General features: G+C 74.2%; 13 protein-coding genes. 7 read left to right on the forward strand and 6 right to left on the reverse strand.

What is annotated here, in order from left to right; translation table 11 throughout:
• The first annotated feature begins 129 nt into the window (after nt 1-129).
• The 5 genes from NT8_RS02465 (at nt 130) to NT8_RS02485 (ending at nt 8,522) form a co-directional block, all read left to right on the forward strand.
• Nucleotides 130-2,118 carry an alpha-1,4-glucan--maltose-1-phosphate maltosyltransferase gene (locus tag NT8_RS02465; RefSeq protein WP_174549510.1) on the forward strand — a complete coding sequence of 663 codons (1,989 nt, stop codon included), beginning with the start codon at nt 130-132 and terminating at the stop codon, nt 2,116-2,118.
• A 48-nt stretch (nt 2,119-2,166) separates the two neighbouring features.
• Nucleotides 2,167-4,098, forward strand: a complete 1,932-nt coding sequence (gene treS, locus NT8_RS02470; RefSeq protein ID WP_394326558.1) for a maltose alpha-D-glucosyltransferase — start codon at nt 2,167-2,169, stop codon at nt 4,096-4,098.
• 1 nt (nt 4,099) lies between these two features.
• Nucleotides 4,100-5,470, forward strand: coding sequence for a maltokinase N-terminal cap-like domain-containing protein (locus tag NT8_RS02475; protein ID WP_067963774.1), 1,371 nt, complete (start codon nt 4,100-4,102; stop codon nt 5,468-5,470).
• A gap of 102 nt (nt 5,471-5,572) precedes the next feature.
• Nucleotides 5,573-7,744, forward strand: a complete 2,172-nt coding sequence (gene glgB / locus NT8_RS02480; protein ID WP_067963822.1) for a 1,4-alpha-glucan branching protein GlgB — start codon at nt 5,573-5,575, stop codon at nt 7,742-7,744.
• 112 nt (nt 7,745-7,856) lie between these two features.
• Complete coding sequence (locus NT8_RS02485; RefSeq protein ID WP_067963777.1) at nt 7,857-8,522, forward strand: SIMPL domain-containing protein; 666 nt, start codon at nt 7,857-7,859, stop codon at nt 8,520-8,522.
• A 12-nt stretch (nt 8,523-8,534) separates the two neighbouring features.
• On the opposite strand, the gene NT8_RS02490 is transcribed toward NT8_RS02485, so the two are convergent.
• Nucleotides 8,535-9,227, reverse strand: coding sequence for a hypothetical protein (locus NT8_RS02490; protein ID WP_067963780.1), 693 nt, complete (start codon nt 9,225-9,227; stop codon nt 8,535-8,537).
• Between the two features lie 102 nt (nt 9,228-9,329).
• Here NT8_RS02490 and sppA point away from each other — a divergent pair, with 102 nt between their 5' ends.
• Together sppA and NT8_RS02500 are read left to right on the forward strand one after the other, a co-directional pair.
• Nucleotides 9,330-11,036: a signal peptide peptidase SppA gene (gene sppA, locus NT8_RS02495; protein WP_067963783.1), complete on the forward strand. Its 1,707-nt coding sequence runs from the start codon at nt 9,330-9,332 to the stop codon at nt 11,034-11,036.
• Nucleotides 11,033-11,521 (forward strand): flavin reductase family protein, encoded by a 489-nt coding sequence (locus tag NT8_RS02500; protein WP_067963786.1) that lies wholly within the window; start codon nt 11,033-11,035, stop codon nt 11,519-11,521. Before sppA ends, NT8_RS02500 begins: the two co-directional genes overlap by 4 nt.
• 289 nt (nt 11,522-11,810) lie before the next feature.
• Here NT8_RS02500 and NT8_RS02505 read toward each other — a convergent pair whose 3' ends face one another.
• From NT8_RS02505 to NT8_RS02525, 5 genes are all read right to left on the reverse strand, one after another.
• The gene (locus tag NT8_RS02505) at nt 11,811-12,719 is read right to left on the reverse strand and encodes an ABC transporter substrate-binding protein (RefSeq protein ID WP_067963789.1); all 909 of its coding nucleotides are present in this window, start codon (nt 12,717-12,719) and stop codon (nt 11,811-11,813) included.
• 45 nt (nt 12,720-12,764) lie between these two features.
• Entirely contained in the window at nt 12,765-13,439 is a 675-nt protein-coding gene (locus tag NT8_RS02510) for an ABC transporter permease (protein WP_067963791.1), read from the reverse strand.
• Nucleotides 13,436-14,248, reverse strand: coding sequence for an ABC transporter permease (locus NT8_RS02515; RefSeq protein ID WP_394326559.1), 813 nt, complete (start codon nt 14,246-14,248; stop codon nt 13,436-13,438). Before NT8_RS02515 ends, NT8_RS02510 begins: the two co-directional genes overlap by 4 nt.
• Nucleotides 14,241-15,389, reverse strand: a complete 1,149-nt coding sequence (locus NT8_RS02520) for an ABC transporter ATP-binding protein (protein ID WP_067963823.1) — start codon at nt 15,387-15,389, stop codon at nt 14,241-14,243. Before NT8_RS02520 ends, NT8_RS02515 begins: the two co-directional genes overlap by 8 nt.
• Nucleotides 15,390-15,561: 172 nt before the next feature.
• Nucleotides 15,562-16,218, reverse strand: coding sequence for an HAD family hydrolase (locus NT8_RS02525; RefSeq protein WP_245646001.1), 657 nt, complete (start codon nt 16,216-16,218; stop codon nt 15,562-15,564).
• Between the last annotated feature and the right edge of the window lie 9 nt (nt 16,219-16,227).

Here is a 16,227-nt window from a genome sequence, read left to right on the forward strand (position 1 = left end):
CGTATCCGGACGTCCGGAAGTCCCCGTGTGCGGCTTTTCGGGCGCACACGACCGTCCTCCCCAATTGTCGGCGCGCGGACAACCGGAATACCCCGATTCACCCGAACCGCGACATTTTTGGTGCCACTTGTGATTGGACGCTTTCCTATTCTGGACGTTTCCCCGGTACCCGACCACGGCACCGCCGCGGCCGCCGCCGGAGAGACCGTCCCCATCAGTGCGACCGTGATCCGCGAGGGCCACGACGCCCTGGGCGTCGGCGCCGTCCTCTACGACCCCCGGGGGCGCCGCGGCCCCCTCGTCCCCATGCGCGAACTCGCGCCCGGCACCGACCGCTACGGCGCCGACGTGGTCCTGCCCGAGGAGGGCCGCTGGTCCTTCGCCGTCGAGGCGTGGAGCGACCCCGTCGCCACCTGGCGGCACAACGCCGGCATCAAGGTCCCGCTCGACCAGGACGTCCCGCTGATGATGGAGGAGGGCGCGCGGCTGTTCGAGCGCGCCGCCCGCCGGGTGCCCCGCCGCCCCTCCCTGCTGGCGGTCGCCGCCGTCCTGCGCGACGAGACCCTGCCCGCCGCCGAGCGCCTGCGCCGCGCCACCGCGCCCGAGGTGCTGGCCGACCTCGCCCCGGTCGCCCCGCGCGACCTCGTCACCCGCTCCCGCCGCTTCCCCCTGGCCGTCCACCGCCGCCGGGCCCTGTTCGGCTCCTGGTACGAGTTCTTCCCCAGGTCCGAGGGCGCCGTGCTCGACGGCGACGAGGGCGAATGGCGCTCCGGCACGTTCGCCTCCGCCGCCAAGCGGCTGCCCGCCATCGCCGACATGGGCTTCGACGTCGTCTACCTGCCGCCCATCCACCCCATCGGCCACTCCTTCCGCAAGGGCCGCAACAACAGCCTGCGGGCCGGCCCCGGCGACCCCGGGTCGACCTGGGCCATCGGCTCGCACGAGGGCGGCCACGACGCCGTCCACCCCGACCTGGGCACGCTCGCCGACTTCGACGCGTTCGTGGCCGAGGCGCACGAGCACGGCCTGGAGATCGCGCTCGACCTCGCCCTCCAGTGCTCCCCCGACCACCCGTGGGTCGCCGAGCACCCCGAGTGGTTCACCGTGCGCGCCGACGGCAGCATCGCCTACGCCGAGAACCCGCCCAAGAAGTACCAGGACATCTACCCGCTCGACTTCGACCGCGACCCCGAGGGCCTGTACGCCGAGGTGCTGCGGGTGGTGCGGCACTGGATGGCCCACGGGGTGCGGATCTTCCGGGTCGACAACCCGCACACCAAGCCCGTCGCGTTCTGGGAGCGGCTGCTCGCCGAGATCGCCGCCACCGACCCCGACGTGCTGTTCCTCGCCGAGGCGTTCACCCGCCCGGCCATGATGCACACCCTCGCCAAGGTGGGGTTCCACCAGTCCTACACCTACTTCACCTGGCGCAACACCAAGGAGGAGATCGAGGACTACCTGACCGAGCTGTCCGGCGAGGCCGCCGCCTACATGCGGCCCAACCTCTTCACCAACACACCCGACATCCTCAGCGAGTACCTGCAGCACGGGGGCCGGCCGGCGTTCGAGATCCGTGCCGTCCTGGCGGCGCTGCTGTCGCCGACGTGGGGCGTGTACTCCGGTTACGAACTGTGCGAGAACCGCGCGGTCCGGCCGGGCAGTGAGGAGTACCTCGACTCCGAGAAGTACCAGTACCGGCCCCGCGACTGGGCCGCGGCGGAGGCGTCGGGGGCGACCATCACCCCGCTGATCCGCCGGCTCAACGCCCTGCGCCGCGCCCACCCGGCGCTGCAGGAGCTGCGCAACCTCCGGTTCCACCACGTCGACCAGCCGGAACTCGTCTGCTTTTCGAAGCGGCTTCCGAGGGCAGGGGAAGAGGGCGGGGACGACGTCGTCCTCGCCGTCGTGAACCTCGACCCGCACCACGCGCACGAGGCCACGGTCTGGCTCGACCTGCCCGCCCTCGGATTCCCGCCCGACTCCGCCGTCTCCGTCACCGACGAGCTGACCGGAGACGCCTACCGCTGGGGAGCGGCGAACTACGTCCGCCTCGACCCGCACGTCCAGACCGCACACGTCTTCACAGTCGCCTCCGCGGACGCGCCCCGCCGGCCCTAGCCGCAGCCCGCCCGCCAAGCGCTGGAACAGTCCACAGGTGGAGTAGTCGTGACCACACCCGAGCCGGTACCAGGCATCCGTCCCACGCCCTCTGCTGCCGTGCCCGACACGTTCACCCACGAGAAGCCACGCGATCCCTACTGGTACAAGCACGCCGTGTTCTACGAGGTGCTCGCCCGCGGCTTCTACGACTCCAACGGCGACGGCACCGGTGACCTCCGGGGCCTCATCGAGAAGCTCGACTACCTGGAGTGGCTGGGCATCGACTGTATCTGGCTACTCCCGCTGTACGAGTCCCCCCTGCGCGACGGCGGCTACGACATCTCCGACTACATGAAGATCCTGCCCGAGTTCGGGCAGATCGCCGATTTCGTGGAGCTGGTGGACGAGGCCCACCAGCGCGGCATCCGGGTCATCGCCGACCTGGTCATGAACCACACCAGCGACCAGCACCCGTGGTTCACCGCCTCCCGCGAGGACCCCGACGGACCCTACGGCGACTTCTACGTCTGGTCCGACACCACCGACCGCTACACCGACGCCCGCATCATCTTCGTCGACACCGAGCAGTCCAACTGGACCTACGACGAGGTGCGCGGCCAGTACTACTGGCACCGGTTCTTCTCCCACCAGCCCGACCTCAACTTCGAGAACCCGGCGGTGCAGGAGGCCATCCTGGAGGTGCTGCGGTTCTGGCTGGACCTCGGCATCGACGGGTTCCGCCTGGACGCCGTGCCCTACCTCTACGAGCGCGAGGGCACCAACTGCGAGAACCTCAAGGAGACCCACGAGTTCCTCAAGCGGGTCCGCGCCGAGGTCGACCGCCTCTACCCCGACCGGGTGCTGCTGAGCGAGGCCAACCAGTGGCCGGCCGACGTGGTCGACTACTTCGGCGACTTCGACTCCGGCGGCGACGAGTGCCACATGAACTTCCACTTCCCGCTGATGCCGCGGATGTTCATGGCGGTGCGCCGCGAGCAGCGCTACCCGATCTCGGAGATCCTCGCCCAGACCCCGAAGGTCCCCGACAACTGCCAGTGGGCGATCTTCCTGCGCAACCACGACGAGCTGACCCTGGAGATGGTCACCGACGAGGAGCGCGACTACATGTACGCCGAGTACGCCAAGGACCCCCGGATGCGCGCCAACGTGGGCATCCGGCGGCGGCTCGCGCCCCTGCTCGACAACGACAAGAACCAGATCGAGCTGTTCACCGCCCTGCTGCTGTCCCTGCCCGGGTCGCCGGTGCTGTACTACGGCGACGAGATCGGGATGGGCGACAACATCTGGCTCGGCGACCGCGACGCGGTGCGCACGCCCATGCAGTGGACGTCCGACCGCAACGCCGGTTTCTCCCGCTGCGACCCCGCCCGCCTCTACCTGCCGCTGATCATGGACCCGATCCACGGCTACCAGGCGCTCAACGTCGAGGCGCAGCGCGACGACCCCGGGTCGCTGCTCAACTGGACCCGCAAGATGATCCAGATCCGCAAGCGCCACCCGGTGTTCGGCACCGGCGACTTCACCGAACTGCACGCCAGCAACCCGAGCGTCTTCGCGTTCGTCCGCGAGTACGGCGACGACCGGATGCTGTGCGTCAACAACCTCTCGCGCTTCGCGCAGCCCGTCGAACTCGACCTGCGCCGGTTCCGCGACGTCACCCCCATCGAGTGCATGGGCGGCGTGCGCTTCCCCGCCATCGGGGAGCTGCCGTACCTGCTGACCCTGCCCGGGCACGGCTTCTACTGGTTCCAGCTGCCGCCCGTGGAGGAGGCGGACGGTCCGGCGACCGACGACCGCAATCCGCAAACGACGCCGAAACCCGCGACGGCCATCCGCGCGCGGTCCGCGGCCGACCGGGCGGAGGCCGCGGCGAGCGGCGTGGCCGCCGCGGGCGCGGACCACCGCACCAGGGCGGCGGGCACCGCGTCCGCCGCCGACGCGGCGGGCCTCGGCGAGAAGGGGAACAGGCCACTCTGACATGACACGGCTTGAGCAGCTCCTGGCCGACTGGATACCGCGGCAGCGGTGGTTCGCGGGGAAGGGGGTACCGATCGGGGACGTGCGCATCGAGGACGAGTACACCCTCGTCCCCGGAGAACCCGGGCTGCGCCTGCTCGTCGTCGACGTCGACCAGCGCGGTGCCCACTCCCGCTACCAGGTGCTGCTCGGACTGCGCCCGCCCGGCACCCTGCCCGCCGACCTCGTGCACGCCGCGATCGGCGAGTGCGAGGTCGACGGCTCCGGCGCCCGCGCCGTCTACGACGCCACCCACGACCCCGACCTCACCGCCGGACTGCTCGACCGGATCGCCCGCGGGACCCCCCGCGGGCCGGTCCGGTTCCGCCGGCTGCCCGGCACCGCCGTGCGCACCGGGCTGCGCAGCCTGGTGCTCACCGGCGAGCAGTCCAACACCTCGCTGGTCTTCGGCGAGGAGTACGTCCTCAAGACCTTCCGCCGGCTGTGGCCGGGGCACAACCCCGACCTGGAGCTCACCGCCGCGCTCGCCGGGTCGCCCTTCGTGGCCCGCCCGCACGGCTGGATCGAGGTCGACCTCGACGAGGGCGGCCGCCGGGTGCCCACCACCCTGGCCATGCTCCAGCGGTTCCTGCGCGGCGCCACCGACGGCTGGGTGCTGGCCGCCATCAGCGTCCGCGACCTCTACGCCGACCTCGGGACCGCGCCCGGCGACGCCGGCGGCGACTTCGCGGGCGAGGCCGAACGGCTGGGCGCCGCCACCGCCGCCGTGCACCGCTCGCTGGCCCGCGAGCTGCCGACCGACGTCCTGGACGCCGACGCGCTGCGCGGCCTGGCCGGCGCCATGGTCGAGCGGCTGCGCGCGGCCGCCGCCGAGGTCCCCGACCTGGAGCCCTACACCGACACCCTGCGCGCCGCCTACGACGCGTTCGCCCGGCTGGAGGAGCCGCTGCCCGTGCAGCGCGTCCACGGCGACTACCACCTCGGGCAGGTCGTACGCGCCGACACCGGGTGGGTGCTGCTCGACTTCGAGGGCGAACCCGCCGTGCCCGTCGGCGAGCGGCAGCGCCCGTCCAGCCCGCTGCGCGACGTCGCCGGCATGCTGCGCTCCTTCGACTACGCCGCCCGCCACCAGCTCATCGGCCACGCCGACGAGCAGCGGCTGGTCCCGGTGGCGCGGGCCTGGGCGCGCCGCAACCGCGACGCGTTCTGCGCCGGCTACGCCGACGGCGGCGGCGTCGACCCCGAGAAGCACCGCACGGTGCTGCGCGCCTTCGAGTACGACAAGGCCGTGTACGAGGTGATGTACGAGGCGCGCAACCGCCCCTCGTGGCTGCGCGTCCCCCTCGACTCCATCGCCGCCCTGTCGGCGTGACCACCCCCGGGCGCCGGTCCGCCGCCGGCGCCCCGGCGGCGCCGGGCCGTGCCCCGCCCGCGGCCGCGCGGCCCCGTCAAGCCCACGACCACCGGGAACACCATGAGTGACGACCTCCACGACCGGATCGACCGCATCGTCTCCGGACACCACCACGACCCGCACGCCGTCCTCGGCGCCCACCCGACCGCGGACGGGGTGGCCCTGCGCGCCCTGCGCCCGCTGGCGGAGTCGGTGCACGCGGTGCTCGACGACGGCCGCCGCGTCGAACTGCGGCACGTGCGCGCCGGCGTGTTCGCCGCGCTGCTCCCGGGGACCGAGGTCCCCGGCTACCGGATCGCCGCCCGCTACGCCCCCGACGGCCCCGAGGTCGTCACCGACGACCCCTACCGCCACCTGCCCACCCTGGGCGAGCTCGACCTGCACCTCATCGGGGAGGGCCGCCACGAGGAGCTGTGGCGGGTCCTCGGCGCGCACACCCGCACCTACCCGTCGCCGCGGGGCGACGTCAGCGGGACGGCGTTCGCGGTGTGGGCGCCCGGCGCCCAGGGCGTGCGGGTCATCGGCGACTTCAACCACTGGGACGGCACCGCCCACCCCATGCGCTCCCTGGGCTCCTCGGGCGTGTGGGAGCTGTTCGTGCCCGGCGTCGGCGACGGCGCCCTGTACAAGTACCAGGTGCTGGGCCGCGACGGCGTGTGGCGCGACAAGGCCGACCCGCTCGCCTTCTCCGCGCAGGTGCCGCCCGCGACCGCCTCGGTCGTGTTCACCTCCGGCCACACCTGGACCGACGACGCCTGGCTGGCCGAGCGCAAGACCCAGGAGTGGACCCGCCGCCCGATGAGCGTCTACGAGGTCCACCTGGGCTCGTGGCGGCCCGGGCTGAGCTACCGCGAACTCGCCGTCGAGCTGGTCGACTACGTCCGCGAGACCGGGTTCACCCACGTGGAGTTCCTGCCCGTCGCCGAGCACCCGTTCGGCGGGTCCTGGGGCTACCAGGTGACCTCCTACTACGCGCCCACGTCGCGGTTCGGCTCCCCCGACGACTTCCGGGCGCTGATCGACGCCCTGCACCGGGCCGGGATCGGCGTCCTGCTCGACTGGGTGCCGGCCCACTTCCCCAAGGACGCGTGGGCCCTGGCCCGCTTCGACGGCGGCCCCACCTACGAGCACCCCGACCCGCGCCGCGGCGAGCACCCCGACTGGGGGACGCTGGTGTTCGACTACGGGCGCCCCGAGGTGCGCAACTTCCTCGTCGCCAACGCCCTGTTCTGGCTGGAGGAGTTCCACGTCGACGGGCTGCGGGTGGACGCCGTGGCGTCCATGCTCTACCTCGACTACTCGCGCGCCTCCGGCGCCTGGGAGCCCAACCGGTACGGGGGCCGGGAGAACCTGGAGGCGCTGGAGTTCATCAAGGAGCTGAACGCCACCGCCTACCGCCGCAACCCCGGCATCACCATGATCGCCGAGGAGTCCACCGCCTGGCCCGGGGTGTCGCGCCCCACCGACGGCGGCGGCCTGGGGTTCGGGTTCAAGTGGAACATGGGGTGGATGCACGACACCCTGGAGTACCTCGGCCGCGACCCCGTGTACCGGGGGTACCACCACAACGAGATCACGTTCTCCATGGTCTACGCCTACAGCGAGAACTACCTGCTGCCGCTGTCGCACGACGAGGTCGTCCACGGCAAGCGGTCGCTGCTGTACAAGATGCCCGGCGACGCGTGGCGGCGGTTCGCCGGGCTGCGCACGCTCCTCGGCTACATGTGGGCCCACCCCGGCAAGCAGCTGCTGTTCATGGGCGGCGAGATCGGCCACGGCGACGAGTGGTCGCACGAGGACGGCGTCCAGTGGTGGCTGCTCGACCACGCCCCCCACCGCGGGGTGCGGGCGCTGGTGGCCGACCTCAACCGCGTCTACCGCGAGCGCCCCGCCCTGTGGGAGCTGGACTGCGCGCCCTCCGGGTTCACCTGGATCGACGGCGGCGACGCGGCCGGGAACACGCTGTCGTTCCTGCGGCACGGCGACGACGGCTCGGTGCTGGCGTGCCTGGTGAACTTCTCCCCCGAGCCGCACCGCGACCGGCGGGTGGGGCTGCCCGTGGCCGGCCCGTGGCGGGAGGTCCTCAACACCGACGCCGCCGCCTACGGCGGCAGCGGGGTGGCCAACCCCGCCGTCGTCGAGGCCACCCCCGACCCGTGGAACGGCCAGCCCGCGTCGGCCGTGGTGACCTTCCCGCCGCTGGCCACCGTCTGGCTGGAACGCGCCGGGTAGCGCCGGGTGGCACCGCGCCGCCGCCCCGCCGCCGGGGCCCGCCCGGGGGCGGGACGGCGCGCGGGGCGCGCCGTAGGCTGGGGCGGCACCGTCCGCGTCGAAGGGAGGCCCCATGGCCGAACCCGCCCGGGCGCCCGTGGTCCGCGTCAGCGGCGCGGCGTCCCGCTCCGTCCCGCCCGAGATCGCGCACTTCACCGTCGCGGTGTCGGTGGCCGACCGCGACCGCGGCGCCGCGCTGCGCCGGCTCGCCGAGCGGGCGGCGGAGCTGCGCGCGGAGATCACGGCGGCCGGCGACACCGTCGAGGAGGTCGCCACCGGGCCGATGAGCGCCCGCCCGCAGCAGGACCAGCGCGGCCGCGACCGGGCGTTCCGCGCCGGGGTCGCCCTGCACGCCACCGCCGCCGCCGACCCCGAGGCGCTGGGCCGGCTCCTGCCGCGCCTGGCGGCCCGCGCCGAGACCACGGTGACCGGGCCGTACTGGGCGCTGCGCCCGGACTCCGCCGTCCACCGCCGGGTCCGGACCGAGGCCGTGGCCGCCGCCGTCGAGCGGGCCCGCGACTACGCGGCCGCCCTGGGCGCCCGGCTCACCGGGGTGCTGGAGGTCGCCGACCCCGGCACCGGCGGCACCCGGCCGTCCCCGGCGATGTTCCGCAACGAGGCGGCCCGGGGCGGCCCGGGGCCCGAGGAGACCGCGCTGGAGCTGGAGCCCCGCCCGGTCGAGGTCTCCGCCGAGGTCGAGGCCGCGTTCACCATGTCCGAACCCGACCTCGGCGGCTGAGCCGGCCGGCGGCTACTTCTTGTACTCGGAGATGTCCATGGACGCCGCGATCTCGTCGTAGACCGCGGAGTAGCGGGTGTCGGCCGACCACACGTAGACCGCCACGTCGCTCGTGGGCAGGAACCACAGCCGCACCTCGAACGTGTCGTCGTTCTCGCAGGTCACCTCCCACACCCGGTGGTGGGACTTGAGGCCGTCGGCGTGCGTGGTGAGCGCGTTGGGCTCGGAGGTGATGCGCGCCCCGCTGACCCCCACCCCGCCGTCGGCGGCGGTCGCGGCGCTGCGGCAGGCGTCGGGCTCGGCCGCCCACCCGTCCTCGGCGTTGAACGCGTCGCCCTTCTTCGGCCAGTCGGCCGGGTCGCGGTCGGCGGCGTGCGGGAGGACCTGGACCGCGCCGTAGGCGCAGTCGTTCTGGCCGGGCGGGCGCATGCACAGCCGGCCGTCGGCGTTGTCGACCGCCCAGTCCTCCGGCGCGTTGATCCGGACGCCCTCGACGTCCACCCCGGAGAACCCCTCGGGCGCGGGCGCCTGCGCCGCGGGGACGGCCTCGCTGTAGCCGCCCTCCAGGCCGGCCGCCTCGCCGCCCTCGGGGGCGCCGCCGCCCCCGCACGCGGCCGCGGCCAGGGCGACCGCGGCGGCGGCCGCGCCCGCTCGGACACTGGCCGCGCCCCTGCTGAACCGCACTCGACCGGACGTCCCGGGCATGGGATTCCCTTCTGAGTCCACGATGACCTCACCGACGATAGCGGGAGAAACCGGCCACACGCGCCATCCCCCGGGGCGCGGGCGAACCACTAGCCTGAGGACATGGTGGATGTCGCGAAGCTGCTCGAACCCGTGTCCCAGGCCCGCCGCCGGCGCACCGCGCCGCTCGTCCTCGAACTCGACCTCACCGACGGACTCGCCGACGAGGCCCCCGCCGACCCGGTGGGCCGACTCCTCGCCAAGCGGCACCAGCGGCTCACCGACGTCGTGCAGGCCATCCGCCGCGGCGCCCACGACGACCGGGTCGCCGCGCTCGTCGCCCGCATCGACGGCCGCCCCCTGGGCTTCGCCCGGGTGCAGGAGCTGCGGGCGGCCGTCGCCGCCTTCCGCGCCGCCGGCAAGCCCGCCGTGGCCTACAGCGAGTCGTTCGGCGACTTCGGCCCCGGCACCGTCCCCTACTACCTGGCCACCGCCTTCGGCGAGATCGCGCTGATGCCCACCGGCACCCTCGGCCTGACCGGGCTCGGCATCACCACCACGTTCGTGCGCGGCGCCATCGACCGGCTCGGGCTCGACTACGAGGTCGGCGCCCGCCACGAGTACAAGAACGCCGTCAACACCCTGACCGAGCGCGGCTACACCGAACCCCACCGCGAGGCCACCGGCCGCATCGTCGCCTCCCTCACCGAGCAGGTCGTCGAGGGGATCGCCGAGGGGCGCGGGCTCACCCCCGAGCGGGTGCGCGAGCTCACCGCACGCGGCCCCCTGCTGGCCGGCGAGGCGCTGGAGGCCGGCCTGGTCGACCGGCTCGCCTACCGCGACGAGGTCTACGGCGACCTCCTCGGCCGCTTCGGCGGCGACGACGGCGCCCGGCTCCAGTTCGCCACCCGCTACCACCACCGCCGCTCCGCCGCCGCCCGGCTGCCCGCCGCGAGGCGCGGTGGGCACATCGCGCTCATCTCCGGCGTCGGCACCATCAGCAGCGGGCGCAGCCGCCGCTCCCCGCTGGGCGGCGGCGCCACCATGGGCGCCGACACCGTCGCCGCCGCCTTCCGCGCCGCGCGCCGCGACCGCGACGTGCGCGCCGTGGTCTTCCGCGTCGACAGCCGCGGCGGTTCGGCCGTCGCCTCCGACGCCATCCGCCGCGAGGTCGCCCTCACCAGCGAGGCCGGCACCCCGGTCGTGGTGTCCATGGGCGACGTCGCCGGGTCCGGCGGCTACTACATCGCCCTGGGCGCCGACGCGATCGTCGCCCAGCCCGGCACCCTGACCGGGTCCATCGGCGTGCTCCTCGCCAAGCCCGTGCTCGGCGGGATGCTGGGCCGGGTCGGCATCACCAGCGACTCCGTCGAGGGCGCCCCGCACGCGGGCATGTTCGGCACCGACCGGAAGTTCACCGACGACGAGTGGGCGCGCGTGGACGCCCTGCTCGACGCCGTCTACGACGACTTCACCGCCAAGGTCGCCGCCGCCCGCGGCATGACCCGCGACCAGGTCCACGAGGTCGCCCGGGGCCGGGTGTGGACCGGCCGCGACGCCCGGGACAACGGGCTGGTCGACGAGCTCGGCGGCCTGGAGACCGCTGTGCGGCTGGCCCGCGAACGCGCCGGGGCGCCCGGCGCTCGGCTGCGCCACTACCCGGCCGCGGGGCCACTGGACCGCCTGGTGCCCAGCGAGTCCAGCGAGGACCGGGCCGCCGCGCCCGGCACCGCGTTCGACGCGTGGGGTCCGCTGGCCGGTGCCGCGGCCCGGCTGGGCCTGCCGTCCGCGGGCCCGCTGGCCATGCCCGGCGCCTGGGAGATCGGGTGAGCGCGTTCACCGAGGCCATGTCCCGGTTCGCCACCGGGGTGGCCGTGGTCACGGTGCGCGACGGCCGCGACGACATCGGCAGCACCGTCAGCTCGGTGGCGTCGGTGTCGGCCGACCCGCCCACGGTCATGGTGGGCGTGCTGGCGTCGAGCTATCTGGCCGAGGTCATCGACGCCACCGGCGGGTTCGCGGTGAACGTCCTCGGCGCCCGGCACCGGGCCCTGGCCGGGCGGTTCGCCGCCGAGGGGCGGCCCAGCGCCCGGCTGCTGCTGGCCGCCGAACCGCACCGCCGGGGGGAGCGCACGGGCGCGCTGGTGCTCGACACCGCGGTCGCGGCCCTGGAGTGCGCGGTGCGCACCCGGGTCGACTCCGGCGACCACGCGGTCTACCTGGCGGCGGCCGAGCCGGTGCCGGGCGTGGGCGCGGCGGACGACGGCGACGGGCCGCTCGTCCGGTTCAACGGGCGCTACCGCACGCTGGGCTGAACGCAACTCTCTAGAGAGGTCGCGGTCGGGTATCCGCGGGTGAGCCAAGTGTGCCCGCGCGCGCTAGTGCCGCGGGCGGCCGAGCGCGCGTCCAATGGAGCCATGGACGGCTTCTACACGGTTCTGGGGATCCTCGCGGTCGGGCTCGTCCTGGCCATGATCCTGTGACCCACGCGCCCCTCGTCGGACGGACCGCACACGGAAGCCGAGCACCCGCGGTGCTCGGACGGCGGAGGTCCGGGGGCCCGTTCGACCGGGCCCCCGGCTCCCCGTCCCGGCACGGCGGAGGCTAGGCCAGTCCGGCCTGCTGGAGCCAGTCGGCGGCCACGTCGTCGGCCTCCTCGTGGTCGACCTCCACCCGCTCGTCCAGCTCGGTGAGGTCCTCGGTGGTCAGCTCCGCCGACACCGCGTTCAGCGCGGCGCGGGCGGTCTCGTCCACGGCGTCGCCGTAGATCAGCGGGGTGACGTTCTGCGACCCGAACAGGTTCTCCGGGTCCTCCAGCGCGACGAAGTCGCCGGTGGTGAACACCGCGTTGGTGGTGAACAGGTTCGCGGCCTGCACGTCGCCGTTGGTCAGGCCCTCCACGAGCAGGTTGCCCTCCAGCGGGGTGAAGTCGCCGAACTCGACCCCGTACACCTCGGCCAGGCCGGGCACGCCCTGGGTGCGGGTCTCGAACTCGGCGGGCGCCCCGAGGGTGAGGTCGCCGGCCACGTCGGCGAGGTCGGCGAGCGTCCGCAGGCCGTGGGCCTCGGCGGTCTCGCGGGTGACCGTGACGGTGTCCTTGCTCTCCGCCTCGGCCGAGTCGAGGATCTCCAGCCCCTCGGGCAGGGCGGCGCGGATCGCCTCGTTGGTGGCCTCGGTGTCGCCGGAGGAGGCATCGGGGTCGAGGTGGAACAGGATCGCCCCGTTGTACTCGGGGAACACCGACAGGTTGCCGGACTCGATCTGGTCGTAGTAGACCTCCCGGCTGCCGATGTCGAACTGCTTCTCCACCTCCACCCCCTGGGCCTCCATGGCCTGGGCGTAGATCTCGGCGAGCAGGATGCTCTCGGGGAAGTTGGCGGAGCCGACGACCACGGCGCCGTCGCCCCCGCCCTCCCCACCGCCGCCGTCCTGGTAGGGGTCGCCCCCGCCGCAGGCGGTGGCCGCCAGGATCAGGGGGACTCCGGCGATCGCCAGCCGCTTCGCTGTGCGCATGACGTACCTTCCTTGCAGTGAGCGGTGGAACCTCCGCCGACCGGGTCAGCCGGTGGCGGCCGGGCGCGCCCGCAGCCCCCGCGCCACCACGAGGCGGCGGAGCAGCGCGAACAGCCCGGTGACGACGAGGGCGAGCAGGACCACGAGCAGCGAACCGCCGAGGATCATCTCGATCTCCCGGCGGGACTGGCCGTCGACGATGAACCGGCCCAGCCCGCCGATCCCCACGTAGGCGGCGATGGTCGCGGTCGACACCACCTGGATGGCGGCGGTGCGCATGCCCAGCAGGATGAGCGGCAGGGCGAGCGGCAGCTCCAGCCGGAGCAGCACCTGGGCGCCGCGCATGCCCATGCCCTGCGCGGCGTCGCGCAGCAGCGGGTCGACGCCGCGCACGCCCTCGTAGGTGTTGACCAGGATCGGCGGCACGGCCAGCGCGACCAGCGCCACCTCGACGGGGAACAGGCCCAGCCCCATGCCGAGGACGACCAGGGTCAGCACGCCGATGGTGGGCAGCGCCCGGCCGACGTTGGCGACGGTGATGGCGGCGAAGCCGCCGCGTCCGGTGTGCCCGGTGACCAGGCCGACGGGCACCGCGATCAGCGCGGACACCACCAGCGCGAGGACCGAGTACAGCACGTGCTCGCCGAACCGGACGGGGATGCCGCCCGATCCGGTCCACTGCTCGGACCGGGTGAACCAGTCGAGGACGTCGAGGATCACGCGTCCTCCCCTCGGGCGGCGGGCGCGGCCGGCGGCGCGGCGCTCCCGGTGTCGGGTGCGGTCGGCGGCGCGTCGCGCCGGGCTGCCCGGCGCGACCGGGAGGTCGCCCCGGTCTCGCGGCCGCGCGTCCAGGGGGTGAGCCACCGCTGCAGCAGCACCAGCAGCCCGTCGGCGAGGAAGGCCAGGGCGACCGACAGCAGCACCCCGACCACCACGGGCGCCGCGAAGTTGCGGCGGAACCCGTCGGTGAGGATGATCTGCCCGAGCCCGCCCAGGCCGACCAGGGAGGCGACGCTGACCATGCTGATGGTGGCGACCGTGGCCACCCGCAGCCCGGCGATGATGACCGGCAGCGCCACGGGCAGCTCCACCCGCACCAGCCGGCGCATCGGCGAGAACCCCATGGCGGTGGCCGCCTGGCGCACGTGGTCGGGCACCTGGTCGAGGCCGTCGACCACGTTGGGCACCAGGATGGCCAGCGTGTACAGCGCCAGCGGGATGATCGCCGTCCACGGGCTGAACCCGGTGTAGGGCAGGAGCAGGAAGAACAGCGCCAGCGACGGCAGCGCGTAGAGCACGTTGACGCCGGTGAGCACCGCCGGGTACCAGCGGGGCCAGCGCGCGGCGGCGACGCCGAGCGGCAGCGCGACGGCCAGCCCCAGCAGCACCGGCGCCACCGACAGCTGCACGTGCTCCAGCAGGCGGGGGGCGATGGGGTCGTCGATGTTGGACAGCGCCCAGTCGGCGACCTCGCCCACCTGGCCGGCGAACCGCGGGGGCAGGCCGATCGGGCCGGCGGCGTCAGGCACGGCCGTCCACCGCCGCCCGGCCGTCGGCCTCGCCGACCGCCCAGATGGCGGTGCCGAGGTCGGTCTGCGCGACCGCGCCGACGACCGTGCCGTCGGCGTCGACCCCGACCGCGCGGCCGGCGGGCGAGAGCACCGCGGCGTCCAGCGCGGCGCGCAGGGAGTCGGTCGGGACGGAGAAGGTGTGGCCGTAGCCGACCAGGTCCAGGTCGGCCACCGGGCGGTCGCCGTCGGCGCCGGCGAGGACGTCGGCGGCCACCCAGCCGAGCGGGCGGCGGTCGGCGTCGATGGCGAGCAGCCAGGGTTCGCCGGTGGCGGCGGCGGTCTCGCGCGCCCGGCGGGCGGGCGCGGCGGCCTCCACCAGGACGTCGCTGCGCAGCGACAGGGCGCTGGCGGGGAAGAACGACAGGCGCCGCACCCCGCGGTCGTAGCCGATGAACTCCTCCACGAACGCGTCGGCCGGTTCGGAGAGCAGGCGTTCGGGCGGGGCCACCTGGGCGAGCCGCCCGCCGGGGCGGAACACCGCGATGGCGTCGCCGAGCTTGACGGCCTCGTCGATGTCGTGGGTGACGAAGACGATGGTCTTGTGCAGTTCCTTCTGCAGGCGCACCAGTTCGTCCTGCAGGCCGGCCCGCACCAGCGGGTCGACGGCGCTGAACGGCTCGTCCATGAGCAGGATGGGCGGGTCGGCGGCCAGGGCGCGGGCCACGCCCACGCGCTGCTGCTGGCCGCCGGAGAGCTGGTGCGGGTAGCGGCGGGCGTGCTCGGGCGGCAGGCCGACCAGCTCCAGGAGTTCGCGGGCGCGGCCGCGGGCCTCGCCGCGCGACCTGCCCAGAAGCAGCGGGACCGTGGCGATGTTGTCCTCGACGGTGCGGTGCGGGAACAGCCCGGCCTGCTGGATGACGTAGCCGATGGAGCGGCGCAGCGCGGCGGGTTCGCGGGCGCGGACGTCCTCGCCGTCGATGGCGATGGTGCCGCCGGTGGGCTCCACCATGCGGTTGATCATGCGCAGCGCGGTGGTCTTGCCGCTGCCCGAGGACCCGACCAGGACGGTGGTCCGCCCGGTGGGGACCTCCAGGTCCAGGTGGTCGACGGCGACGGTGCCGTCGGGATACCGCTTGCTGACGCCCTCGAAGGTGATCATGGGGCCGGTCACGTCTCCGTTCAGGGCGTCGTGCGCCGCTCGGTCATGAGGTCGCTTTTTCCCGGGTTCTCCGGGGGGTAAACACGGAATTTTCCGGACACCCGCCGACCGTCGCAGCAGCGTACCGGGCCGGGGCGGCGAACGCACCGTCCACCGCGGCGCGGCGCCCGGCCTACCGGTGCGCGGCCACCCAGGCCGGCAGCTCGGCCAGTCCGTCGAGGACGGCGTCGGCGCGGGCGGCCTCGGGGCGCTCGGCGTGCAGGTGGCCGAGGATGCCGCGGCGCAGCAGGACGGTCCGCATCCCGGCCTCCCGGGCGGGGAGCACGTCGTTGTCGACGCGGTCGCCGACGTAGAGGATCTCCTCGGGGCGGGTGCCGCAGACCTCGCGTACACGCGTGAAGAACGCGGGGTCGGGCTTGGCCACCCCCCAGTCGTCGGAGACGTGGATCTGGTCGACCGGCAGGTCCATGGCGCGCAGCGCCGGCCCGGCGGCGGTGGGCTGGTTGCCCGCGACGACGAGGGCCAGGCCCATGGCGCGCAGTTCGGCCAGCGCGGGGCGCACGTCGGGGTAGAGGTCGTCGGCGTCGAAGTTCTCGCGCAGCGACTCGGGCTCCTCGGCGAGCCAGGCGGCGGACTCGGCGTCGAGGCGGAACCCGGGCCGCACCAGGTGGAACGCGTCGACGAGCGGGCGTCCCTCGGCGAGGACGGCGCCCAGCAGCCCGAAGAAGGCGAGCCGCGGCACGCCGAGCCGGTCGGCCCACCGGCCGAAGATGCGGGTCTCGTCCACCAGGGTCTCGCCGACGTCGAACACCACACTGGAAATCGTCACAAAGTGGAC

Origin of the sequence: Nocardiopsis trehalosi NBRC 14201 (assembly GCF_001552555.1) — a bacterium.
GTDB classification, from domain to species: Bacteria; Actinomycetota; Actinomycetes; order Streptosporangiales; family Streptosporangiaceae; genus Nocardiopsis_B; species Nocardiopsis_B trehalosi.